Genomic DNA, 24,622 nt, shown 5'->3' with positions numbered 1-24,622 from the left:
AGCCCATGCGTCGCCTGATTCGCGGAGTCTCCCGCAAGGTCACCGGAGCCGACCGCAAGCCGGAGGCGCCGGACCTGGACGCCGACATCCTGCCGCTGGGCGACGTGGCGTTCCATCCCGGCCTGGACGTGGTGGCCAACCCGGTGCTGCTGGTGCGCCAGCCCGGGCTGCACGTGGTCTATGCCAACCCGGCCGCCGAGGCCAGCTTTGCGATGTCGCGCAAGGCCATGGTCGAGCTGACGCTGCCCGACCTGTTCGGCGCCTCGGAAGAGCTGGACACGATGATCGAGACCGTGATCGCCCGCCAGGTCGACGTGCGCCGGCAGGACCTGGTGCTGCGCCCGCCGCTGCAGGAGCCGATGCACGCGCACGTGGTGGTCGGCGGCATCGAGAGCCATGCCAGCACGGTGCTGGTGGAGATCCTGCTGAACGAGCAGAAGGTGCGCAGCGACCGCGAGGAGCGCATCCTGGACCTGACGTCGGCCAACAAGGAACTGATCCGCAACCTGGCCCACGAGATCAAGAACCCGCTGGGCGGCATCCGCGGCGCGGCGCAGCTGCTGGAGTTCGAACTGCCCGAGCGGGCGCTGCGCGAGTACACGCAGGTCATCATCAAGGAGTCCGACCGGCTGCAGACGCTGGTGGACCGCCTGCTGGAGCCGCACCGGCATCCGCACATCGTGTCCGAGCTGAACATCCACGAGGTGCTGGAACGCGTGCGATCGGTCGTGCTGGCCGAATTCCCGAACGGGCTCGACATCGTGCGCGACTACGACGCCAGCCTGCCCGAACTGCGCGGCGACATGGAGCAACTGATCCAGGCCGTGCTGAACATCGTCCACAACGCGGCCCAGGCGCTGCACGAGCGCATTGCGCAGGGCGATGCCCAGATCGTGCTGCGCACGCGGGTGGCGCGCCAGGTCACGATTGCCAAGCGTTTGTACAAGCTGGCATTGGACTTGCATGTGATAGACAACGGCCCGGGCATCCCCGAGGACATTCGCGAACGCATCTTCTATCCGCTGGTGTCGGGGAGGGATGGCGGTAGCGGTCTCGGTCTCACACTCGCTCAAACCTTCGTGCAGCAGCACGAGGGCTTGATCGAATGCGAGAGCCGGCCGGGCTGTACCGACTTCCGTATCCTGCTGCCGCTGCACTGACCGTCGATCGGCGTATCGACGCTTCGGGCGGGGCGACCCAGTGGGCCACACGGGAGACCACATGACACCGAGCAGACAAGCGACGCACATGAAGCCGATCTGGATAGTCGACGACGATCAATCAATCCGCTGGGTCCTCGAAAAGGCCCTTGCCCGTGAAAGCCTGCTCTCCCGCAGTTTTACCAACGTCCGCGACGTGCTCGCGGCGCTGGAGGAAGACGAGCCGCAGGTCCTGATTTCCGATATCCGCATGCCCGGTGGCTCGGGGCTGGACCTGCTCCAGGCCATCAAGGCCCGCCATCCGGGGCTGCCGGTCATCGTGATGACGGCCTACTCGGACCTGGACAGCGCCGTGGCGGCGTTCCAGGGCGGCGCCTTCGAATACCTGGCCAAGCCGTTCGATGTCGACAAGGCCGTCGAGCTGATCCGCCGCGCGCTGGAAGAAAGCCTGCGCGAGGAGGAAATGGACGACCGGCTCGTCGATGCGCCCGAGATACTGGGCCAGGCGCCGGCCATGCAGGACGTATTCCGCGCCATCGGCCGGCTGTCGCAGTCGAACGTGACCGTGATGATCACCGGCGAGTCCGGCACCGGCAAGGAACTGGTGGCCCGGGCGCTGCACAAGCACAGCCCGCGCGCCAACGGGCCGTTCATCGCGCTGAACACGGCGGCCATCCCCAAGGACCTGCTGGAATCGGAACTGTTCGGCCATGAGCGCGGCGCGTTCACGGGCGCGCAGACCATGCGCCGGGGCCGCTTCGAGCAGGCCGAGGGCGGCACGCTGTTCCTGGACGAAATTGGCGACATGCCATTCGACCTGCAGACACGGCTGCTGCGCGTGCTGTCGGACGGCAACTTCTATCGCGTGGGCGGCCACAACCCGCTGCGCGCCAACGTGCGCGTCATCGCGGCCACCCACCAGAACCTGGAGACGCGGGTCAAGGAAGGGCTGTTCCGCGAGGACTTGTTCCACCGCCTGAACGTGATCCGGCTGCGCCTGCCGCCGCTGCGCGAGCGGCCCGAGGACATCACGCTGCTGGCGCGCCATTTCCTGCAGAAGAGCGCCAAGGAACTGGGCGTCGAGCCCAAGCGGATGTCCGACGACGCGCTGGCCTACGTCAGCACGCTGCCGTTCCCGGGCAACGTGCGGCAGCTGGAAAACCTGTGCAACTGGCTGACCGTGATGGCGCCCGCGCAGACGATCGAGGTCAAGGACTTGCCGCGCGAGATGATCGACGCCGGCCATGGCGAGCACGACGGCCTGGCCGCATCGCGCCCGCTGGCGGCCGATCCGCGCCCGTCCGGCGACTACGACGCGGTGGAAACGTCCGACTACAGCATGGGCATGCCCGGCGCCGACGGCGACACGATGGTCGCCACCCGGCCGCCGGTGCTGGGCGCCCCGCAGGCGCTGGCCCCGGCCTATGCCGCCGCCGCCGTCACGCAGAGCTGGGAGAGTCTGCTGGCTGGCGAAGCCAAGACGATGCTTGAGGCCGGCCAGCCCGAAGTGATGGACCTGCTGACGCGCCGTTTCGAAAAGGCCGTGCTGGAGGCCGCGCTCGGCGTCACCCGTGGCCGTCGCGTGGAAGCCGCCACGCGGCTGGGAATTGGCCGGAATACGATTACCCGGAAGCTGCAGGAACTGGGATTCGACTGAAGTCCGGCGACGCCGAGCAGAAGGGAGAAAGGGAAGGGAGGCTGCGGCCTCCCTTTTCCATTGCGGCGTCAGGCGCCCTGGCGCAGTTGCAGCACCCGGTCGGCCATCTCGGTGAACCCCTCGCCGCCGGCCGCTTCGGTGATGAACGCCGGCTTGACTGGCAGTTTGTCCAGGATGTCGCGCACGTTGGCAACGCCGACCGACAGCGGGAAATGGCCGAACATCGCCACGTCGTTGGCCGAATCGCCAATGAACAGCCATTCGTCGCGCGCGGCGTCCAGGTCGTCGCCTAGCAATTCGGCCACGCAGAGCCGGCTCATCGACAGCTTGTCGTGCCGGCCAAACCAGCCGTTGACGTGGATCGAGCTGACCGTGGCCGTCATGCCGGCGTTGCGCATGATGGCGACGATGCGGTCCACGGCCGGCTGGGGCAGCGGCGCGACGTCCTCGGCATGGTCGATGGCCAGGTCTGCGGCGTGCCATGCCTGGTCCGATGCCAGCGCGCAGCCGGGCACCTCGCGCAGGATCTGCTGGCCCAGCGCGTGGATGCGGAACAGGTTGGACTCGCGCGTGGCGGCATCGTCCAGGAAGCGGGTGACCAGCTTATTGTCGACCAGATGCGAGTAGAACGCGCCGTTTTCGCCGATGATGGCGTCCACCGGCCACAGCCGGGTCAGAATCTCGGCCCAGGCGATGCAGCGGCCCGTCACCGGAATCACATGCAGGCCGGCGCGCTTGAGCCGGTCCATCGCCACGTAGGTGGACGCGGGCAGCCGGCCGTCGGTGGTCAGCGTGCCGTCGATGTCGGTCAGGATGCCGCGCACGCGGCGCAGCGCGGCGGCGGGCAGCGCGGAGAAGGGCGTCGGGGGCGCCGGGGGAGTCGGTACGGTCATGGCCGGGCATTGTAGCCCCGCGGGCCGGCGCCGGACCGCCGCAAATTGCCGGTCGTCAATATGCTGCAACAACCGCTTGGCAAGGCCGGGTTTGCCCGCTGTTCGATGACAGCGGAGCGGCGTAACATGCCTGTCACAAAAAATGCATACAGTCGGTCGCTTTTTCAAAAAAATTGGTCGACCGATCCAGCCTCAGGAGAAACACATGTCCTTTCCGCGTTTTGCGATGAAGTTCGCCGCCGTGGCCAGCCTGGCCCTGGCCGGCACGGCCCATGCAGCCGTCGAGATCCAGTGGTGGCACGCCATGCAGGGCGCGCTGAACGACAAGGTCAACGAGATCGCCAACAAGTTCAACGCCAGCCAGTCCGAGTACAAGATCGTGCCCGTCAACAAGGGCAACTACGACGAGACGATGGCGGCCGGCATCGCGGCGTTCCGCGCCGGCGGCGCCCCGGCCATCCTGCAGGTGTTCGAGGTTGGCACGGCCACGATGATGAGCGCCAAGGGCGCCATCAAGCCCGTGTCCGCGGTCATGAAGGACGCCGGCGAGAAGTTCGACCAGAAGGCGTACATCCCGGCCGTGGCTGGCTACTACACGTCGTCCAAGGGCGAGATGCTGTCGTTCCCGTTCAACAGCTCGACGACGGTGTTCTATTACAACAAGGACGCCTTCAAGAAGGCCGGCCTGAACGACGCCCCTAAGACCTGGCCCGAGGTGATGCAGTACTCGGCCAAGCTCAAGGCGGCCGGCGTGAACTGCGCGTACACCACCGACTGGCAGAGCTGGGTGCACCTGGAAAGCTTCTCGGCCTGGCACAACACGCTGTTCGCGAGCAAGAACAACGGCTTTGGCGGCACCGACGCGCGCCTGGTCTTCAACAGCCCGTTGCACGTGAAGCACGTGACGAACCTGCAGGACATGGTCAAGAAGGGCTACTTCAGCTATGGCGGCCGCAAGGCCGAGTCGCAGGCCAAGTTCTACAACGGCGAGTGCGCGATGTTCACGGGCTCGTCGGCGTCGCTGGCGAATATTCGCAAGAACGCCAAATTCCAGTTTGGCGTGTCGCAGCTTCCGTACTACCCGGACGTGCAGGGCGCCCCGCAGAACACGATCATCGGCGGCGCGTCGCTGTGGGTGATGGGCGGCAAGAAGGCCGAGGAATACAAGGGCGTGGCCAAGTTCTTCACGTTCCTGTCGCAGCCGGAAATCCAGTCTGACTGGCACCAGGCCACCGGCTACCTGCCGGTGACCACGGCCGCCTACGAGCTGACCAAGAAGTCGGGCTACTACGACAAGAACCCCGGCGCTGACGTGTCGGTCCAGCAGATGGTCGTGAAGACCACCGAGAAGTCGCGCGGCGTGCGCCTGGGCAACCTGGTTCAGATCCGTACCATCGTCGACGAGGAACTGGAAGCGGTGTGGGCCGGCAAGAAGGAGCCCAAGGCGGCGCTGGACGCCGCCGTGGCCCGCGGCAACGAACAGCTCGAGCGCTTCCAGAAGACCGCGCGCGAGTAACCCCCCGCGCCGCACCCCGCGGCGCCAGGTCTCCAGCGGGCGGCGGCCACCACCGTCGCCCGTTTGCATTGTGTTTCTCGGTGTCGAATCGGAATCCAAACGATGGAAAAACGCGTCGTCTTCCGGTCGCCGTGGCTGCCGTACCTGCTGGTGTTGCCGCAGATCGTCATCACGCTGATCTTCTTTTTCCTGCCCGCCGGGCAGGCGCTGTGGCAGTCGATGCTGCAGCAGGATGCCTTCGGCATCAACCTTGATTTCGTCGGGCTCGACAACTTCGTCGCGCTCTGGAAGGACCCCCAGTACGTCGAGGCATTTCAGGTAACGGCCGTGTTCGCGATCGGCGTGACCGTGGTGGGTCTGTCGGTGGCGCTGCTGCTGGCCTACTTTGCCGACCGCGTGGTGCGCGCCGCCACGGGCTACAAGACGCTGCTGATCTGGCCGTACGCCGTGGCGCCGGCCGTGGCGGGCGTGCTCTGGATGTTCATGTTCAACCCGACGCTGGGCGTGGTGTCGTACGCGCTGCGCCAGATGGGCGTGGACTGGAACTTCCTGCTCAATGGCAACCAGGCGCTGCTGCTGGTGGTGCTGGCGGCGGCCTGGAAGCAGATCAGCTACAACTTCCTGTTCTTCCTGGCCGGGCTGCAGAGCATTCCGAAATCGCTGATCGAGGCGGCCGCCATCGACGGCGCCGGGCCCTGGAAGCGGTTCTGGTCCATCGTATTTCCTTTACTTTCGCCGACCACGTTCTTCCTGCTCGTGATCAACGTGGTCTATGCGTTCTTCGACACCTTCGCAATCATCGACGCCGTGACGCACGGCGGCCCGTTCAACTCGACCAACACGCTCGTCTACAAGGTGTTCCACGACGGCTTCCGCGGCATGGACATCGGCGGGTCGGCGGCGCAGTCGGTGGTGCTGATGGTGATCGTGATCGCGCTGACCGTGGTGCAGTTCCGCTACGTGGAACGCAAGGTCCAGTACTGACAGGAGAAACGAGAATGGTAGAACGTCGTCCTGTACTGGACTTCATCACCCACGTGGTGCTGATACTGGGCATCATCGTGGTGGCTTTCCCGGTGTACCTGACCTTCGTGGCGTCCACGCTGACCGCCGAGCAGGTGCTGGATGCGCCGATGACGCTGCTGCCGGGCAGCCACCTGATCGAGAACTATCGCACCGTGCTGTTCCAGGGCGTGGGCGAGGCCGCGTCGCCGGTGTCGACGATGATGAAGAACAGCCTGATCATGGCCCTGGGCATCGCGCTGGGGAAGATCGCCATTTCGATCATCTCGGCTTTCGCCATCGTCTATTTCCGATTTCCGCTGCGGAAAACGTTCTTCTGGATGATCTTCATCACGCTGATGCTGCCGGTGGAGGTGCGGATCCTGCCGACGTACAAGGTGGTGTCCGACCTGGGCCTGCTGGACAGCTACTTCGGCCTGACGATCCCGATCATCGCGTCGGCCACGGCCACGTTCCTGTTCCGGCAGTTCTTCCTGACCATCCCGGACGAACTGGCCGAGGCGGCGCGCATCGACGGCGCCGGCCCGTTGCGCTTTTTCTGGGACGTGGTGCTGCCGCTGTCGCGCACCAGCATCGCAGCGCTGTTCGTGATCCAGTTCATCTATGGCTGGAACCAGTATCTGTGGCCGCTGCTGATCACCACGCAGAAGTCGATGACGCCCGTGGTGGTGGGCGTGACGCAGATGATCTCCCGTTCCGGCGACGCCGCCACCGACTGGAACCTCGTGATGGCCACGGTGATGCTGGCGATGATTCCGCCGGCCGTGGTCGTGGTGCTGATGCAACGCTGGTTCGTCAAGGGCCTCGTGGAAACGGAAAAATAAGGGCAAGGCATGGCTAAGCTGTCTCTACGCAACGTACAGAAAACCTATCCCGGCGGCACGCAGGTCGTCCACGGCATCGACATGGAAATCGCCGACGGCGAGTTCATCGTGATCGTGGGCCCGTCGGGCTGCGGCAAATCCACGCTGCTGCGCATGGTGGCCGGGCTGGAAACGATCACGGGCGGCGAGGTGTGGATTGGCGACAACGTCGTCAACGACCTGGAGCCGGCCGCGCGCGACATCGCGATGGTGTTCCAGAACTACGCGCTCTATCCGCACATGAGCGTGTACGACAACATGGCCTACGGGCTCAAGATCCGCGGCATGGCCAAGGCCGAGATTGAGCAGCGCGTGAAGCACGCGGCCGGCATCCTGGAACTGGCCCCGCTGCTGGAGCGCAAGCCGCGCGAGCTGTCCGGCGGCCAGCGCCAGCGCGTGGCCATGGGTCGGGCGATCGTCCGCGAGCCGGCGGTGTTCCTGTTCGACGAGCCGCTGTCGAACCTGGACGCCAAGCTGCGCGTGCAGATGCGGCTGGAGTTGAAGGACCTGCATCGGCGCCTGAAGACGACCAGCCTCTACGTCACGCACGACCAGGTGGAGGCCATGACGCTGGCCGACCGCATGATGGTGCTCAACGGCGGCCGCGTCGAACAGATCGGCACGCCGCTGGAAGTCTATGCGCGCCCGGCCAGCACGTTCGTGGCCAGTTTCATCGGCTCGCCGCCGATGAACCTGGTGCCGGTGGTGCGCAATGGGGCGGGGCAGGGCGGGGCGCAGATGCGCGTGGTGCCCCGGGAAGGCCAGGCCGAGTCGGCCACGCTGGGCCACCTGCCGATGGGCCTGCACCTGCCGGAGCAGGCGCTGATGGGCCTGCGGCCCGAACACATCGAGCCGTGCGCCACGCACGAGGCCATCGCCGAAGTGGACGTGCGCGTGGTGGAGGCGCTGGGCGCCGATTCGTTTGCCTATGGATCGCTGGGCGGCCAGCCCGTGGTCGTCCGGCTGGACAGCCACATGCCGGTGCGCGCCGGCGACCGGCTGCCGATCACTGCGTCGGCCGATCACCTGCATTTCTTCGACATGCAGCACGGCAGGCGGATCGAGGCGCTGGCATGAGCGATATCGGCACGCACTGGCCGTATCCGCGCCACATTGCCCATCGCGGCGCGGGCAAGCTGGCGCCCGAGAACACGCTGGCGGCGTTCCGGCACGGGGCGTCGTTCGGCTACCGGATGTTCGAGTTCGACGTGAAGCTGTCTGGCGACGGCAAGACGGTGCTGATGCACGACGCGACGCTGGACCGCACCAGTTCTGGCCGCGGGCGGGTCGATGCGCTGACGCTCGGCGAACTGGCGCAGCTCGATGCCGGCAGCTGGCACGGGGCCGCGTTTGCGGGCGAGCCGATCCCGACGCTGGCGGCCGTCGCCCGCTACACGCAGGCCAACGGCTTCCTGGTCAATATCGAGATCAAGCCCGTGCCGGGCGCCGAGACGCACACCGGCGCGGCCGTGGCGCTGGACGCACTTTCGCTGTGGCAGAACGCCACGGTGCCGCCGCTGCTGTCGTCGTTTTCCGAAGCTGCATTGGAAGCGGCGCGGCTGGCCGCGCCTGGCCTGCCGCGCGCCTTGCTGCTCGACAAGCTGCCGGCCGACTGGCTGGACCGGCTGCGCCGCCTGGACTGCGTGGCGCTGGACGCCAACCATCGCGAACTCGATGCCCGCGTCATCGCCGACGCCCACGCGGCCGGCTTCAAGGTACTCAGCTACACCGTCAACGACCCGGCCCGCGCGCAAGACCTGCTGGCGTGGGGCCTAGACGGCCTGATTACCGATGCCGTCGACGTAATTGCACCAGACGCGTAACGTTCCTGGACAGTCTGTCCACAGTGTCTCGATTTTGCATCACGAAAAGTCCCCACTGTCCAGTGGATTACGTGCTATGCTCCGCGAGTGAAGACTTAGGTCCTTCCCGCACAACTTGCCCTTTCGGGTCTGGCGGCGAGACCGAAGACAGACGGCACCCCCGGGTGCCGTTCGTTCAAGGTGGTAACCGCAGGACCCCCAAGAGTTGTTTGCAATCCGCTAACCGGTCAGGCCGTGTCGCGGAAGGTTGATGAACCCGCTTAACTCCGGCAGACCCGGAGAATAGTGAGCGCCCCATGATGCAGCAGTACCAAAGCAATTCGTACCTCTTCGGCGGCAACGCCCCCTATGTGGAAGAGCTGTACGAGGCCTATCTCCAGAATCCCAGCTCGGTTCCCGACAACTGGCGCGCGTACTTCGACGCGATGCAGAATGTCCCCGCTGTGGATGGTTCCAACGCCCGCGACATCCCCCACGCACCGATCGTTGCCTCGTTCGCCGAGCGCGCCAAGCAGGGCCCCATCAAGACCATTGTTGCCTCGGCCGATTCCGACATGGGCCGCAAGCGCGTCGCTGCCACGCAGCTGATCGCCGCCTACCGCAACATCGGTTCGCACTGGGCCGACCTCGATCCGCTCAAGCGCCAGGAGCGTCCGCCCCTGCCTGACCTGGATCCGGCGTTCTACGGTTTCTCCGAGGCCGACCTCGACATCGTCTTCAATGCCAGCAACACGTACTTCGGCAAGGAGTCGATGAGCCTGCGCGAGCTGCTCAACAACCTCCGCGAGACGTACTGCGGCACCATCGGCGCCGAGTTCATGTACGTGAGCGACCAGGCGCAGAAGCGCTGGTGGCAGGAGCGCCTGGAAACCACGCGCTCCAAGCCCGTGTTCACGCTGGAGAAGAAGAAGCACATCCTGGACCGCCTGACCGCGGCCGAGGGACTGGAGCGCTTCCTCCACACCAAGTATGTCGGCCAGAAGCGCTTCTCGCTGGAAGGCGGCGAAAGCTTCATCGCCGCCATGGACGAACTGATCCAGCACGCCGGCAGCAAGGGCGTGCAGGAAATCGTGATCGGCATGGCCCACCGCGGCCGCCTGAACGTGCTGGTCAACACGCTGGGCAAGATGCCGGCGGACCTGTTCGCCGAGTTCGAAGGCAAGCACGTCGACGACCTGCCGGCCGGTGACGTGAAGTACCACAAGGGCTTCTCGAGCGATGTCTCGACCGAGGGCGGCCCGGTCCACCTGTCGCTCGCGTTCAACCCGTCGCACCTGGAAATCGTCAACCCGGTGGTGGAAGGCTCGTCGAAGGCGCGCCAGGAACGCCGTGGCGACGCCGGCCACAAGGAAGTGCTGCCGGTGCAGGTGCACGGCGACGCCGCCTTTGCCGGCCAGGGCGTGGTGATGGAAACGCTGAACCTCGCGCAGACCCGTGGCTACGGCACGGGCGGCACGATGCACATCGTCATCAACAACCAGATCGGCTTCACCACGTCGGACCCGCGCGACGCCCGCTCGACGCTGTATTGCACGGACGTGGTCAAGATGATCGAGGCCCCGGTGCTGCACGTGAACGGCGACGACCCCGAAGCCGTGGTGTACGCCATGCAGCTGGCCGTTGACTTCCGCATGGAATTCAACAAGGACGTCGTGGTCGACATCATCTGCTTCCGCAAGCTGGGCCACAACGAGCAGGACACGCCTGCCGTGACGCAGCCGCTGATGTACAAGAAGATCGGCCAGCATCCGGGCACCCGCAAGCTGTACGCGGACAAGCTGGTGGCGCAGAGCCTGACCCCCGCCGAGTTCGGCGACGAGCTGGTCAAGGGCTACCGTGCCGCCATGGACGCCGGCAAGCACACCGTGGACCCCGTCCTGTCGAACTTCAAGAACAAGTTCGCGGTGGACTGGATGCCGTTCCTGAACCGCAAGTGGACCGATGCCGCCGACACCGCCGTGCTCGTCACGGAGCTGAAGCGCCTGGCCGAGCGGATCACGACGATCCCGGAACACGTCAAGCTGCACCCGCTGGTCGAGAAGGTCATCAAGGACCGCGCCAACATGGGCCGTGGCGAGCAGATGCTCGACTGGGGCATGGGCGAGCACCTGGCCTTCGCGTCGCTGGTGGCCTCGGGCTACCCGGTGCGCATCACCGGCCAGGACGCCGGCCGCGGCACGTTCACGCACCGCCACGCCGTGCTGCACGACCAGGCCCGCGAGCGCTGGGATGCCGGCTCGTATGTGCCGCTGCAGAACGTGTCGGACAACCAGGCTCCGTTCACGGTGATCGACTCGGTGCTGTCCGAAGAAGCCGTGCTCGGCTTCGAATACGGCTACTCGACCGCCGAACCGAACGCGCTTGTGATCTGGGAAGCCCAGTTCGGCGACTTCGTCAACGGCGCCCAGGTGGTGATCGACCAGTTCATCTCGTCGGGTGAAGTCAAGTGGGGCCGCGCCTCGGGCCTGACGATGATGCTGCCGCACGGCTACGAAGGCCAGGGTCCGGAACACAGCTCGGCCCGTATCGAGCGGTTCCTGCAGCTCTGCGCCGACCACAACATGCAAGTGGTGCAGCCGACCACGCCGGCCCAGATCTTCCACCTGCTGCGCCGCCAGATGATCCGTCTGTTCCGCAAGCCGCTGGTCATCATGACGCCGAAGTCGCTGCTGCGTAACAAGGACGCCGTGTCGCCGCTGTCCGACCTGGCCAAGGGCCATTTCGAGACCGTGATCCCCGACCACGAGGAACTGAACGCCAGCAAGGTCAAGCGCGTGATCATGTGCTCGGGCAAGGTCTACTACGACCTGGTCAACACCCGCAAGGAACGCGAGGCGAACGACACCGCGATCATCCGCCTGGAACAGCTCTACCCGTTCCCGCACAAGGCCGTGGCCGCCGAACTCAAGAAGTACCCGGCCGCGACCGAAATCGTATGGTGCCAGGACGAGCCGCAGAACCAGGGCGCCTGGTTCTTCGTCCAGCACTACATCATGGAAAACATGACGGAAGGCCAGAAGCTCGGTTATGCCGGTCGTCCCGCCTCGGCTTCGCCGGCGGTGGGCTACTACGCAAAGCACAACGAGCAACAGAAGGCGCTGCTGGAAGCCGCGTTCTCCAAGCTCAAGGGCTTTGTTCTGACCAAGTAATTCGTTGGCCCCCCACGGCAGCGCACAGGGATGCGCGCCGTGGGATGGCCTGCCTGCAACGAAACACATACGCATACATCGAGGATCTTACAAACCATGGCTATTGTTGACGTCAAGGTTCCGCAACTGTCTGAGTCGGTCGCCGAAGCGACCATGCTGAACTGGAAGAAGAAGCCGGGCGAAGCCGTCGCTCAGGACGAAATCCTGATCGAGATCGAAACGGACAAGGTTGTGCTGGAAGTGCCGGCTCCGTCGGCTGGCGTGCTGTCGCAAATCATCAAGAACGACGGCGACACCGTCGTGGCCGATGAAGTCATCGCCAAGATCGACACGGAAGCCACCGCTGGCGCCGCCGCCCCGGCTGCTGCCGCCCCGGCACCCGCTGCCGCCGCGCCCGCTCCGGCCGCCGCTGCACCGGCTCCGGCCGCCGCACCCGCTGCTGGCGCCGTTGCCATGCCGTCGGCTGCCAAGCTGATGGCCGAAGGCGGGCTGTCGGCATCGCAAGTGACCGGCACCGGCAAGGACGGCCGCATCACCAAGGGTGACGTGCTGGCCGCCGGTTCGGCGCCGGCCCCGGCTGCCAAGGCTGCCCCGGCTCCGGCCGCCGCCAAGGCCGCGCTGCCGCAGGTGTCGGCCCAGGTGGACTTCGCCGCGCTGGGCGACCGCCCGGAAGAGCGCGTGCCGATGAGCCGCCTGCGCGCCCGTATCGCCGAGCGCCTGGTGCAATCGCAGTCGACCAACGCCATCCTGACCACGTTCAACGAAGTGAACATGAAGCCGGTGATGGATCTGCGCAACAAGTACAAGGACCGCTTCGAGAAGGAACACGGCGTGAAGCTGGGCTTCATGTCGTTCTTCGTCAAGGCGGCCGTGCACGCGCTGAAGAAGTACCCGATCATCAACGCTTCGGTCGACGGCAACGACATCGTCTACCACGGCTACTTCGACATCGGTATCGCGGTGGGCTCGCCGCGTGGCCTGGTGGTGCCGATCCTGCGCAACGCCGACCAGATGAGCCTGGCCGACATCGAGAAGAAGATTGCCGAGTTCGGTGCCAAGGCCCGTGACGGCAAGCTGTCGCTGGACGACCTGACCGGCGGCACGTTCTCGATCTCGAACGGCGGTACGTTCGGTTCGATGCTGTCGACGCCGATCATCAACCCGCCGCAGTCGGCCATCCTGGGCGTGCACGCCACGAAGGACCGCGCCGTGGTGGAAGACGGCCAGATCGTGATCCGTCCGATGAACTACCTGGCCATGTCCTACGACCACCGGATCATCGACGGCCGCGAAGCCGTGCTGGGCCTGGTGGCGATGAAGGAAGCGCTGGAAGATCCGGCCCGCCTGCTGCTGGACCTGTAATCGGTCCGCGTTCCCAGACAGACACTCCGTCTTCCGTTTGTCGTCGCCCCCGCGTCCCGGCGCGGGGACCCGGCGAGCGCATCGCCTGCCGATGCCGCCGGATGCCCCGCCACGTGGCGGGCATGACGTGCCAAAGAGAAATTTCCCATGAGCAAACAATTCGACGTGCTGGTGATCGGCGCCGGCCCCGGCGGCTACATCGCCGCCATCCGTGCAGCCCAGCTTGGCCTGAACGTGGCCTGCCTGGAAGGCAACGCCTATGACGACCCGAAGGGCGAGGCCCGCCTGGGCGGCACCTGCCTGAACGTGGGCTGCATCCCGTCCAAGGCACTGCTGGCTTCCTCGGAAGAGTTCGAGAACGCCACGCACCATCTGGCCGACCACGGCATCACCGTGGGCGACGTCAAGGTCGACGTGGCCAAGATGCTGAAGCGCAAGGACGACATCGTCGGCAAGATGACCAAGGGCATCGAGTTCCTGTTCCGCAAGAACAAGATCACGCTGTTCAAGGGCTACGGCAAGTTCGCCGGCAAGGCGGCCGAGGGCTTCCAGGTGGAAGTCAACGGCGAGACGCTGACCGCCAAGCAGGTCATCATCGCCACCGGCTCGAAGGCCCGCCACCTGCCGGGCATCCCGGTCGACAACAAGCTGATCAGCGACAACGAAGGCGCGCTGAAGTACGACACCGTGCCCAAGAAGCTGGGCGTGATCGGTGCTGGCGTGATCGGCCTGGAGCTGGGTTCGGTGTGGCGCCGCCTGGGTGCCGACGTGACCGTGCTGGAAGCGCTGCCCGCCTTCCTGGGCGCCGCCGACGAGGGCGTGGCCAAGGAAGCCCAGAAGCTGCTGACCAAGCAGGGCCTGAAGTTCAACCTGGGCGTGAAGGTCAACGAAGTCAAGACCGGCAAGGACAGCGTCACCGTGGCCTACACGGACAAGGACGGCAAGGACCAGACGCTGGAAGTCGATCGCCTGATCGTGTCGGTGGGCCGCGTGCCGAACACCGACAACCTGAACCTGGAAGCCGTGGGCCTGGGCGTGGACCAGCGCGGTTTCATCGAGGTGGACGACCACTGCCAGACCAAGGTGCCGGGCATCTGGGCCATCGGCGACGTGGTGCGTGGCCCGATGCTGGCGCACAAGGCCGAGGACGAAGGCGTGGCCGTGGCCGAGCGCATCGTCGGCCAGAAGCCGCACATCGACTTCAACACGGTGCCGTGGGTCATCTACACGTTCCCGGAAATCGCCTGGGTCGGCAAGACCGAGCAGCAGCTCAAGGCCGAAGGCCGCGCGTACAAGTCGGGCCAGTTCCCGTTCATGGCCAACGGCCGTGCGCTGGGCATGGGCGCCGCCGACGGCTTCGTGAAGATGCTGGCCGACGCCAAGACCGACGAGATCCTGGGCGTGCACATCGTGGCCGCCAACGCGTCGGACCTGATCGCCGAAGCCGTGGTGGCGATGGAGTTCAAGGCCGCCAGCGAGGATATCGGCCGGGTCTGCCACCCGCACCCGTCGATGTCGGAAGTCATGCGCGAAGCGGCGCTGGCCGTCGACAAGCGCCAGTTGAACATGTAATGCCCCTGTTCACCCTCGGGTGAGCACCGGCGCGCCGCGAATATCCGCGGCGCGCCGTTTTCGCTTGCAGCACCGTATTTCCGCCAGGCCCCCAAGATGAACGTCAACGAGTTTTACGAGCACGAACTCAAGCAGCGCGGCTATCAGTCAGACGAGGCGCAACTGCGCGCCGTGGCGCGGCTGCAGCAATGCTATGACGAGTGGGTGGCGTACAAGAGCCGCCGCAACAACGCGCTGAAGAAGCTGCTGGTGCATCCCGACGTGCCCAAGGGTGTGTACATGTGGGGCGGGGTAGGGCGCGGCAAGTCGTTCCTGATGGACAGCTTCTACTCGTGCGTGCCCGTGGTGCGCAAGACGCGGCTCCATTTCCACGAATTCATGCGTGAGGTGCACCGCGAGCTCGAAGAGCTGCGCGGCCGTCCCGACCCGCTCGACGAGCTGGCCAGGCGCATCGCGCGGCGGTTCCGGCTGATCTGCTTCGACGAATTCCACGTCAGCGACGTGGCCGACGCGATGATCCTGCACCGCCTGCTGCAGCAGTTGTTCGACAACGGCGTGCAGTTCGTGATGACGTCCAACTATCGTCCCGACCTGCTGTACCCGGACGGCCTGCACCGCGACCGCGTGCTGCCGGCCATCGCGCTGCTGCAGACCAAGCTCGACGTGCTGAACGTGGACGCGGGCATCGACTACCGCAAGCGCGCGCTGGAGCAGGTGCAGGCGTACCACACGCCGCTGGGCCGCGAGGCCAGCGCGGCACTGCGCGACGCGTTTACGTCGATTGCCGGCACCGCGGACGAATCGCCGATCCTCCATATCGAACACCGCGAGATCAAGGCGCTGCGCAAGGCCAACGGCGTGGTCTGGTTCGACTTCGCCACGCTGTGCGGCGGTCCGCGCTCGCAGAACGACTATCTGGAGATCGCCTCGCAGTTCCACACGGTGATCCTGTCGGATGTGCCCAGGATGACCCCGCGCATGTCGTCGGAAGCGCGGCGCTTCACGTGGCTGATCGACGTGTTCTACGACCACAAGGTCAAGCTGCTGATATCGGCCGAGGTGCCGGCCGACGAGCTGTACACCGAAGGCCAGATGGCCAACGAATTCCACCGGACCGTGTCGCGGATCATCGAGATGCAGTCGCGCGAGTACCTGGAGTCCGAGCGGCGCGTGATGGACACGTCGCTGACCTGAACGGCGGGCGGGCCGGGGGCGGGCCCGGTCGACTGTTGTTTCCGGAAGACCTGCGCGGGACGTATCTGACTTCGTTCCCCGGGGTTTGATTTGCATCAAGGCGGAGGGTGCGCGAGATACCTAGTATCCACTGGGTAATAAAAGCGCGCCATGTCGTCCCTACCTGCCGCCCCCCTCGCGCCACCCCTGGCTTCCGCCGTACCCCCCGCCGCCCGCATCCCTGGGCAGGCATCGTCGTCTCCATCCGAATCCACCACCGATTGCTTCCATTGCGGCCAGCCGCTAGACCGCGCGCAGCCGCTCGTCGCCGAGATTGACGGCCAGTCGCGCCAGTTCTGCTGCGGTGGCTGCCAGACGCTGGCCCGGACGCTGCACGCGGCCGGTTTTGGCCACCTGTACGGCGATGTCACGCGGTTTGCGCGCCCGATCGACGCCGAGGCGCGGCGCGAAGCCGAGCCGGTCTGGGCCGCCTACGACACCCCCGAGCTGCGCCGCCAGTTCGTGCGAGAGCTGGCCGACGGCCGGGCCGAGGTGACGCTGGCGCCCGAAAACATCCGCTGCGCAGCCTGCGCATGGCTGATCGAGCAGCATCTGGCACAGCTGGACGGCGTGGAATCGGTCGTGGCGAACGTGGCGACGCGGCGGGTGGTGGTGCGCTGGCGCGCCGCCGCGCAGGGCGTGGCGGACCTGCTGGCGAGCCTGGCCGACATCGGCTACGCGGCCTGGCCGTTCGAGGTGTCGCGGACCGACCGGCAGGACCGCCGCGAACGGCGCAGCCTGCTCATGCGCATGGCGGTGGCCATGCTCGGCATGATGCAGGTGATGATGTACGCGTGGCCGCTCTACACCCATGAGGCCACGATCGATCCCGGGCAGCTCCAGCTCATGCGCTGGGCCAGCCTGGCGCTGACCTTCCCGGTGGTGCTCTATTCGGCGTGGCCGATCTTCGCCGGCGCGTGGCGGTCCATCCGCCAGCGCCACATGGGCATGGACGTGCCGGTGGCCATCGGCGTCGCGGCGGGCTTCGTGGCCAGCGCCGTGGCGACGGTGCGCGGCATTGGCGAGGTCTATTTCGATTCGGTGACGATGTTCGTCGCATTCCTGCTGCTGGCGCGCTACCTCGAATTGCGCGTCCGCCAGGCGTCGCGCAGCGGCGCCGAAATGCTGGCGCGGCAGCTGCCGGCCACCTGCGAGCGGCTGGCCCGAGCGGGCGCCGCGGGCGAGCGCATCCCGGTGGCGCGGCTCCAGCCGGGCGACCGGATCCGCGTCAAGGCCGGCGACATCGTACCCGCCGACGGGGTGGTGCTGGCCGGCGCGAGCGAACTCGACGAATCGATGCTGACCGGCGAGGCGCTGCCGGTGAAGCGCGCCATGGGCGATATCGTGCTGGCCGGCTGCTTCAATACGGCCAGCCCGCTGGAAGTACGGGTGGACCGCGTCGGCGCGCAGACGCGGCTGGCGGAAATCGTGGCCGTGCTCGACCGCGCGCTGGCCGAGAAGCCCCGGCTGGCCCAATTGGCCGATCGCGTGGCCGGGTGGTTTGTCGGCACGCTGCTCGTGATGGCGGTCGTGACCGGGGTGGTGTGGGCGCTCTGGATCGACCCGTCGCGCGCGCTGCTCGTGACGGTGGCGGTGCTGGTGGTGAGCTGTCCGTGCGCGTTGTCGCTGGCGACGCCGGCGGCGCTGGCCGCGGCCGGCGCCGCGCTGTCGCGCCGAGGCGTGCTGCTGACGCGCGCGCACGCGCTGGAAACGTTGTCGCGCGTCACGGACGTGGTGCTCGACAAGACCGGCACGCTGACCGAGGGGCGCTTTGCGCTGGTCGACACGCAAATCCTGGGCACGGCGGACGCCAATACCTGCCGCCGCATTGCCGCGGCCATGGAGCGGGGCGGCGAGCATCCCATCGCCAGGGCGTTTGTCGAAGCGGCGGGCGAGACGGAGGTACTACCGCATGTCGCCGACCTCCGCAACGTGCCCGGCCAGGGCCTGGAGGCACGGGTCGACGGGCGCCACGTACGACTTGGCCGCCGTGAATTCGTCGCGGCGCTGGCCACGCAGACGCCGCCCGACGCCACCGTTCATGACCGTCATCCCGGCGCCACGGAAGTCTGGCTCGGCGATGCCGACGCCTTCCTCGCGGTCTTCCAGCTGGCCGATGTCGAACGGACACAGACGCGCGCCTTGCTGCAGCGCCTGTCGCATCTTGGCGTGCGTACCCATCTGGTTTCCGGCGACGGCGTTGCGGCCGTGCGCTGGTGGGCCGACCGGCTCGGCATGGCGACCGCGGCGGGCGCGGTGACGCCCGAAGGCAAGCGGGAATACGTGGCTGTGCTGCAGCAGGGCGGTGCGGTCGTGCTGGCCGTCGGCGACGGCATCAATGACGCCCCCGTGCTGGCCCAGGCCCAGGTATCGATTGCCATCGGCAGCGGGGCGCCCCTGGCGCAGGCCGGCGCCGATGCGGTGCTGACCCATGGCGGCGTGGCGGAAGTCGCCACCGCCATCGTCGCGGCACGCCGGACCCGCCGGGTGGTGCGGCAGAACCTGGGCTGGGCGTTCGCCTACAACGTCATCGCCATCCCGCTGGCGGCCACGGGCCACGTCACGGCGTGGATGGCCGGCATCGGCATGTCGGTGTCGTCGCTGCTCGTGGTGGCCAATGCATGGCGGCTGCTGCGCGTCAAGGGCGTGCCGGCCGGGGAGGGGCGCTGAATGGAAACCCTGTATCTGCTGGTGCCGATGAGCCTGATTCTCGTCGTGCTGATCGCCGGGGCGCTCTGGTGGGCGCTGCATGCCGGCCAGTACGACGACCTGGACCGGCCCGGCGAAGCCATTCTGCTCGACAACGACAAGCCGCAGGAGCCGGAGCGCAGGCATTGACGGACGCGGCCCTGTTGCAGTCGTGGCACGACTGACATGACGTCACGCAAACAGTTCGCATCCGGTACAGGTGACTTGATTGAGATCAACGCGGCAGCGGTCGCGTTTTTCTAAAGTCACACAGTCAATAGGTTTATTCTTACTTAGCTTGGGGGTCTGAATGGCTGTCACCACCGCGTCTCCACGCGCCGACACCTTCAATTACGGCGTCGTGCGGCAGTTTGCCGTCATGACCGTTGTCTGGGGTATCGTCGGCATGGCCGTAGGCGTTCTGCTTGCGGCGCAACTGATCTGGCCGGAACTGAATTTCAATACGCCGTGGCTGTCGTTCGGCCGCCTGCGACCGCTGCATACCAACGCGGTGATCTTCGCCTTTGGCGGCAGCGCGCTGTTTGCCACGTCGTACTACGTGGTGCAGCGCACCTGCCAGGCGCGCCTGTTCTGCGGGCCACTGGCCGCCTTCACGTTCTGGGGCTGGCAGATCGTCATCGTGGCCGCCGCGATCACGCTGCCGCTCGGCATCACCACCTCCAAGGAGTATGCGGAGCTGGAATGGCCGATCGACATCCTGATCACGCTGGTCTGGGTGGCCTACGCCATCGTCTTTTTCGGGACGATTGTCAAGCGCAAGACCCGCCACATCTACGTGGCCAACTGGTTCTTCGGCGCGTACATCCTCACCATCGCCATCCTGCATATCGTCAACAACATCGAGATGCCGGCGTCGCTGTGGAAGTCCTACTCGGCCTACGCGGGCGTGCAGGACGCGATGATCCAGTGGTGGTATGGCCATAACGCGGTGGGCTTCTTCCTGACCACGAGCTTCCTGGGGATGATGTACTACTTCATCCCGAAGCAGGCCGAGCGCCCGATCTACTCCTACCGCCTGTCGATCGTCCACTTCTGGGCGCTGAACTTCACCTACATGTGGGCGGGTCCGCACCACCTGCAGTACACAGCGCTGCCCGACTGGGCACAGTCGCTCGGCATGGTGTTCTCGCTGATCCTGCTCGCGCCGTCGTGGGGCGGGATGATCAACGGGATCATGACGATGTCCGGCGCCTGGCACAAGCTGCGCACCGATCCGATTCTCAAGTTCCTGGTGGTGGCGCTGTCGTTCTACGGCATGGCGACATTCGAAGGCTCGATGATGTCGATCAAGACCGTGAATGCGCTGTCGCACTACACGGACTGGACGATCGGCCACGTCCACTCGGGCGCGCTGGGCTGGGTCGCGATGATCTCGATCGGCTCGCTGTACTACCTGATCCCGCGCCTGTTCGGCGAAAAGCAGATGTACAGCACCCGCCTGATCGAGCTGCACTTCTGGGTGGCGACGATCGGCGTGGTGCTCTACATCGCGTCGATGTGGATTGCCGGCGTGATGGAAGGGCTGATGTGGCGCGCTACGCAGCCGGACGGCACGCTGACCTATGCGTTCGTGGAAGCCGTGAAGGCCAAGTATCCGTTCTACCTGATCCGACTGCTGGGCGGCCTGTGCTTCCTGGGTGGCATGTTCATCATGGCCTACAACGTGTTCCGCACCATCGCCGGCAAGCCGTCCGTGGATGCGCCGATCCCGGCCAGCCTGCCGGCTTCCGCCCACTGACACGCCGAGGACGCAAACAATGTCTCAGAATCAAGGTTTCTTCAGGCACGAGACGCTGGAGAAGAACGTCGGCTGGCTGATCGTCGCCACGATCATCGTGGTCAGCATTGCCGGCCTGGTGCAGATCGTGCCGCTGTTCTTCCAGCACTCCACGACCCAGCCCGACCAGGGCATTACGCCATACTCGCCGCTGCGACTGATGGGGCGCGACATCTATATCCGCGAAGGCTGCGTGGGCTGCCACTCGCAGCAGGTGCGCACGCTGCAGGCCGAAACGGAGCGGTACGGCCACTTCTCGACGGCCGGCGAATCGGTGTACGACCACCCGTTCCTGTGGGGCTCCAAGCGGACCGGCCCCGACCTGGCACGGGTGGGCGGGCGCTATTCGGACGACTGGCAGCGCATCCACCTGCGCAGCCCGCGTGACGTGGTGCCGGAATCGGTCATGCCGTCCTACCCGTGGCTGGAAAAGACGCCGCTGGCAACCGATTCGATCCAGGCGCGCATGAAGGCGCTGCAGCGCCTGGGCGTGCCCTATACCGATGCCGAGATTGCCGGCGCTCCGGAGGAGCTTGCCGGCAAGACCGAGGAGGACGCCATGGTCGCGTACCTGCAGGGCCTCGGCCTGAATCGCCGCAATGTCCGGCTGGACACGGCGCCCGCGCCCGCCACGGCTGAGCCGGCGGCCGAAGCCGCCGCGCCAGCCAAGGAGTAATGCCATGGTGATCGTTACCGCAATTGCCACCGTGCTGTCGATGCTGACGTTCCTGGGCATCTGCTGGTGGGCGTGGTCGGCTGGCCGCCGGGCGGCCAACGACGAATCGGCGATGCTGCCGTTCGCCTTGCCCGATGAGAACAACCCTACAAGCCGGACCTAGTCACCATGAGCGATTTCATTTCCGATTTCTGGAGTTACTACATCGCGGCCATTGCGCTGATCGGTATCGCCTGGTGCGTGTGGCTGCTGTTCTCGCAGCGCAAGATGCCCAAGGGCGTTAGCACGACCGACGATACCGGCCACGTCTGGGACAACGACCTGCGCGAGCTGAACAACCCGCTGCCGCGCTGGTGGATGTGGATGTTCCTGCTGGCCTGCATCTTCAGCCTGGGCTACCTGATCCTGTATCCGGGGCTCGGCTCGTACGCGGGCGTACTCAAGTTCTCGTCGCAGGACGAGCTTGCCGCGCACCGGCAGGCCGCCGAGAAGATGCAGAACGAGATCTACGCCAAGTACCTGAAGATGGACGTCAAGCAGGTGGCGGCGGACCCCGATGCGCGGGAAATCGGCCAGCGGCTGTTCCTGAACTATTGCGCGCAGTGCCATGGCTCGGACGCGCGCGGCAGCCGGGGCTTTCCGAACCTGACCGATGACGACTGGCTCTATGGCGGCGAGCCCGAGACGATCCAGCAGACGATCGCCAAGGGCCGCAATGGCGTGATGCCGCCGTTTGCCGGCGCCATCGATGGCAAGCAGGCCGGCGATACCGCGCAGTACGTGCGGTCGCTGTCGGGGCTGACGTACGACCCGATCCGGGCCTCGCGCGGCGAGAGCACGTTCAAGTCGACCTGCGTGGCCTGCCATGGCGGGAGCGGCAAGGGCAACCAGGCCCTGGGCGCACCCAATCTGTCGGACAAGGTGTGGCTGTACGGCAGTTCGGAAGGCGCGATCGTCGATGCCATTCTCAAGGGCCACAACGGCCATATGCCGGCCCACGAGGAAATCCTGACGCCCGAACGCATCCGCATGCTGACGGCCTATGTCTGGGGCCTGTCGAATTCGGCAGCACCGGCAGGACAATGACAAACCGCTCCCCGGAGGCCCGCCGGCGAGGCAGGCCCCGGGGGCACGAGGGCTGAACAATGAACGCGCCCCTGGAATCTCCCCCCACACGCGAGGCTGGCGAGACGGCCACCTGGCGACCCGCGCCGCCATCCAGGACGGCGGCCGATGCCACCGAGGAAGCGCTCTACGAAGTCCGGCGCAAGATCTACCCGCGCTCGATTAAGGGTGCCTTCTCAAGCTGGCGTGTCTGGCTGGTCATCCTGACCCAACTGGTCTACTACGGCACGCCCTGGCTGCAATGGAACGACCGTCAGGCCGTGTTGTTCGACCTCGGCGCCCGCAAGTTCTACATCTTCGGCCTCGTGCTATGGCCACAGGACGTGATCTACCTGGCCGTGCTGCTGGTGATCTCGGCACTGTCGCTGTTTCTGTTCACGGCGATAGCGGGGCGATTGTTCTGCGGTTACGCCTGCCCGCAAACGGTCTACACCGAAATCTTCATGTGGATCGAGCGCCGGGTGGAAGGCGACCGGATCGCGCGCATCCGGCTGGACGGCGATCCATGGAGCCTCCGCAAGCTGCGGATCAAGGCCACCAAGCACGCGTTGTGGATCGTCATCGCGCTGTGGACCGGCTTCACGTTCATCGGCTATTTCGCGCCGATCCGCGAGTTGGGCGGAGAAGTCCTGCACTGGACGCTCGGGCCCTGGCAGGCGTTCTGGATGCTGTTCTACGCCTTTGCCACGTGGGGCAACGCGGGCTTCATGCGCGAACAGGTCTGCAAGTACATGTGTCCGTACGCGCGGTTCCAGAGCGTGATGGTCGACCGCGATACCTACGTGGTCACGTACGACGTCGGGCGCGGCGAGCCGCGCGGCAGCCGTTCGCGCAAGGCCGACCACCATGCGGCGGGACTTGGCGACTGCGTCAACTGCAGCATCTGCGTGCAGGTGTGCCCAACCGGCATCGACATCCGCGATGGCCTGCAGTACGAGTGCATCGGCTGCGGGGCCTGCATCGACGCGTGCGACCAGGTCATGGACAAGATGGATTACCCGCACGGGCTTATCCGGTACACGTCCGAGAACGCCATGCGCCAGAAGCTGTCGCCGACGGCGGCGCGCAAGCGGCTGCTGCGTCCGCGCACCATCGTCTATACGCTGATCTGGCTGGCGCTGAGCGCCGGTTTCATCGCCTCGCTAGCGATGCGGACGCCGCTGAAGGTCGACATCATCCGTGACCGCGGCGCGCTGGGGCGCGAAGTGGAAGGCCGCTGGATCGAGAACGTGTACCGGCTGCAGCTCATCAATGCGACCGAAGCGCCGATGAAGATCCGCGTGCAGGCCAACAGCGCGGAAATGCAGGACCTGACTGTCGAGTACGACCAGGGCGCGGAAGGGCTGGCACCGACGTCGAACCGCCTGCTGCCGATCCGGATCCGCGTGCCGATCGAGGATGCGAAGGAGGGCACGCACAAGATCGAGGTGACCGTCACGGCCGAGACCGGCACCGATCGCGACGTACGAATTCGGCAAAGTACGAGTTTCATCGTCCCGCGCAATCTGTGACGCTGTGGCGGAAGCGCCGGGCGAATGGCCAAACTGGAGAGCGAAATGAACCCGAACCCCGCAAAACCCTGGTACAGGGAACCCTGGCCATGGATTCTGATGAGTGGCCCGCTGCTGGCAATGATCGGTTGCGGCGTCACGATCTGGCTGGCCAATGGCCATGCCGACATCCCCGTCGCCGACGCCGCCCGTCACGGACTGGTGGTCGAGAAAGTCGGGTCCGCGCCAACCGAACCGCCGGCGAGGCGCCCATGAGACTCCGCTGGCTGATGTGGGTGCTGTGGCCGGCGTTTCTGATGGGCGGCGCGGCCACGGCAGTCGTGTTCTCGGTTGTGGATCCTGGTGACCTGAGCTTCTTCGGCCACCCGGTGGAGGCGTCGCGGCAAGCGGTCTACACAGTGGGCTTCCTGGTGGCGTGGCTGTTCTGCGCGCTCTCCAGCGGACTTACGCTGTACACGATGCCGGTAAAGCTGAGCGATACCGATGAACTCGAATAGCGCAGTCGAACAAAAAGGCCGCTCCGGATCTGCTCTGACGCGGCCTTTGTCGTGATACGGGGCGGGCGGCAGGTGC

The 24,622-nt window shown here is 66.1% G+C and carries 21 protein-coding genes; 20 read left to right on the top strand and 1 reads right to left on the bottom strand.

Annotated elements, in window-relative coordinates:
- Positions 1–5 precede the first annotated feature (5 nt).
- Both glnL and ntrC read left to right on the top strand, forming a co-directional pair.
- The gene (gene glnL, locus EPAKOI_RS09440; RefSeq protein ID WP_124684018.1) at positions 6–1,160 is read left to right on the top strand and encodes a nitrogen regulation protein NR(II); all 1,155 of its coding nucleotides are present in this window, start codon (positions 6–8) and stop codon (positions 1,158–1,160) included.
- 88 nt (positions 1,161–1,248) lie between these two features.
- Positions 1,249–2,817 carry a nitrogen regulation protein NR(I) gene (gene ntrC / locus EPAKOI_RS09435; RefSeq protein WP_313840011.1) on the top strand — a complete coding sequence of 523 codons (1,569 nt, stop codon included), beginning with the start codon at positions 1,249–1,251 and terminating at the stop codon, positions 2,815–2,817.
- A gap of 68 nt (positions 2,818–2,885) precedes the next feature.
- Here the strand turns inward: ntrC and EPAKOI_RS09430 are convergent, their stop codons facing one another.
- Entirely contained in the window at positions 2,886–3,710 is an 825-nt protein-coding gene (locus EPAKOI_RS09430; protein ID WP_423192077.1) for an HAD-IIB family hydrolase, read from the bottom strand.
- 205 nt (positions 3,711–3,915) lie between these two features.
- Between EPAKOI_RS09430 and ugpB the strand changes: the two genes are divergently transcribed.
- The 18 genes from ugpB (at position 3,916) to EPAKOI_RS09340 (ending at position 24,546) form a co-directional block, all read left to right on the top strand.
- The gene (gene ugpB, locus EPAKOI_RS09425) at positions 3,916–5,226 is read left to right on the top strand and encodes a sn-glycerol-3-phosphate ABC transporter substrate-binding protein UgpB (protein WP_124684020.1); all 1,311 of its coding nucleotides are present in this window, start codon (positions 3,916–3,918) and stop codon (positions 5,224–5,226) included.
- A 102-nt stretch (positions 5,227–5,328) separates the two neighbouring features.
- The gene (gene ugpA / locus EPAKOI_RS09420; RefSeq protein ID WP_124684021.1) at positions 5,329–6,210 is read left to right on the top strand and encodes a sn-glycerol-3-phosphate ABC transporter permease UgpA; all 882 of its coding nucleotides are present in this window, start codon (positions 5,329–5,331) and stop codon (positions 6,208–6,210) included.
- Positions 6,211–6,224: 14 nt separating this feature from the next.
- On the top strand, positions 6,225–7,073 hold the full coding sequence (gene ugpE / locus EPAKOI_RS09415; protein ID WP_124684022.1) for a sn-glycerol-3-phosphate ABC transporter permease UgpE: 849 nt from the start codon (positions 6,225–6,227) through the stop codon (positions 7,071–7,073).
- Between the two features lie 9 nt (positions 7,074–7,082).
- Positions 7,083–8,189 (top strand): sn-glycerol-3-phosphate import ATP-binding protein UgpC, encoded by a 1,107-nt coding sequence (locus EPAKOI_RS09410; protein ID WP_423192076.1) that lies wholly within the window; start codon positions 7,083–7,085, stop codon positions 8,187–8,189.
- Entirely contained in the window at positions 8,186–8,935 is a 750-nt protein-coding gene (ugpQ, locus tag EPAKOI_RS09405; protein ID WP_423192075.1) for a glycerophosphodiester phosphodiesterase, read from the top strand. Before EPAKOI_RS09410 ends, ugpQ begins: the two co-directional genes overlap by 4 nt.
- Positions 8,936–9,231: 296 nt before the next feature.
- Positions 9,232–12,084, top strand: coding sequence for a 2-oxoglutarate dehydrogenase E1 component (locus tag EPAKOI_RS09400; RefSeq protein ID WP_423192074.1), 2,853 nt, complete (start codon positions 9,232–9,234; stop codon positions 12,082–12,084).
- Positions 12,085–12,180: 96 nt separating this feature from the next.
- Positions 12,181–13,446 carry a 2-oxoglutarate dehydrogenase complex dihydrolipoyllysine-residue succinyltransferase gene (odhB, locus tag EPAKOI_RS09395; RefSeq protein WP_313840007.1) on the top strand — a complete coding sequence of 422 codons (1,266 nt, stop codon included), beginning with the start codon at positions 12,181–12,183 and terminating at the stop codon, positions 13,444–13,446.
- A gap of 147 nt (positions 13,447–13,593) precedes the next feature.
- Positions 13,594–15,018, top strand: a complete 1,425-nt coding sequence (lpdA, locus tag EPAKOI_RS09390; protein ID WP_423192073.1) for a dihydrolipoyl dehydrogenase — start codon at positions 13,594–13,596, stop codon at positions 15,016–15,018.
- A 96-nt stretch (positions 15,019–15,114) separates the two neighbouring features.
- Positions 15,115–16,212 (top strand): cell division protein ZapE, encoded by a 1,098-nt coding sequence (gene zapE, locus EPAKOI_RS09385; protein ID WP_423192072.1) that lies wholly within the window; start codon positions 15,115–15,117, stop codon positions 16,210–16,212.
- A gap of 150 nt (positions 16,213–16,362) precedes the next feature.
- The gene (locus tag EPAKOI_RS09380; RefSeq protein WP_423192071.1) at positions 16,363–18,921 is read left to right on the top strand and encodes a heavy metal translocating P-type ATPase; all 2,559 of its coding nucleotides are present in this window, start codon (positions 16,363–16,365) and stop codon (positions 18,919–18,921) included.
- Positions 18,922–19,089 carry a cbb3-type cytochrome oxidase assembly protein CcoS gene (gene ccoS / locus EPAKOI_RS09375; RefSeq protein ID WP_124684030.1) on the top strand — a complete coding sequence of 56 codons (168 nt, stop codon included), beginning with the start codon at positions 18,922–18,924 and terminating at the stop codon, positions 19,087–19,089. It abuts the gene before it with no gap.
- Between the two features lie 160 nt (positions 19,090–19,249).
- Positions 19,250–20,698, top strand: a complete 1,449-nt coding sequence (gene ccoN, locus EPAKOI_RS09370) for a cytochrome-c oxidase, cbb3-type subunit I (protein WP_423192070.1) — start codon at positions 19,250–19,252, stop codon at positions 20,696–20,698.
- Positions 20,699–20,717: 19 nt separating this feature from the next.
- On the top strand, positions 20,718–21,413 hold the full coding sequence (gene ccoO / locus EPAKOI_RS09365) for a cytochrome-c oxidase, cbb3-type subunit II (protein ID WP_423192069.1): 696 nt from the start codon (positions 20,718–20,720) through the stop codon (positions 21,411–21,413).
- A 4-nt stretch (positions 21,414–21,417) separates the two neighbouring features.
- Entirely contained in the window at positions 21,418–21,576 is a 159-nt protein-coding gene (locus EPAKOI_RS09360) for a cbb3-type cytochrome oxidase subunit 3 (protein ID WP_124684033.1), read from the top strand.
- Positions 21,577–21,581: 5 nt separating this feature from the next.
- Positions 21,582–22,499, top strand: a complete 918-nt coding sequence (gene ccoP, locus EPAKOI_RS09355; protein ID WP_124684034.1) for a cytochrome-c oxidase, cbb3-type subunit III — start codon at positions 21,582–21,584, stop codon at positions 22,497–22,499.
- A gap of 59 nt (positions 22,500–22,558) precedes the next feature.
- Complete coding sequence (ccoG, locus tag EPAKOI_RS09350) at positions 22,559–24,049, top strand: cytochrome c oxidase accessory protein CcoG (RefSeq protein WP_423192068.1); 1,491 nt, start codon at positions 22,559–22,561, stop codon at positions 24,047–24,049.
- 45 nt (positions 24,050–24,094) lie between these two features.
- A complete protein-coding gene (locus EPAKOI_RS09345) occupies positions 24,095–24,304 on the top strand; it encodes a hypothetical protein (protein ID WP_124684036.1) in 210 nt (69 codons plus the stop codon).
- Positions 24,301–24,546, top strand: a complete 246-nt coding sequence (locus tag EPAKOI_RS09340) for a hypothetical protein (RefSeq protein ID WP_124684037.1) — start codon at positions 24,301–24,303, stop codon at positions 24,544–24,546. Before EPAKOI_RS09345 ends, EPAKOI_RS09340 begins: the two co-directional genes overlap by 4 nt.
- Positions 24,547–24,622: the final 76 nt, after the last annotated feature.

The sequence above is a fragment of the Cupriavidus sp. H18C2 genome (assembly GCF_049393795.1).
In the GTDB taxonomy this organism is placed as follows: Bacteria; Pseudomonadota; Gammaproteobacteria; order Burkholderiales; family Burkholderiaceae; genus Cupriavidus; species Cupriavidus pauculus_C.
Note: the sequence above shows the minus strand (reverse complement) of the source record. Positions and strands in the feature narration are given on the sequence as shown.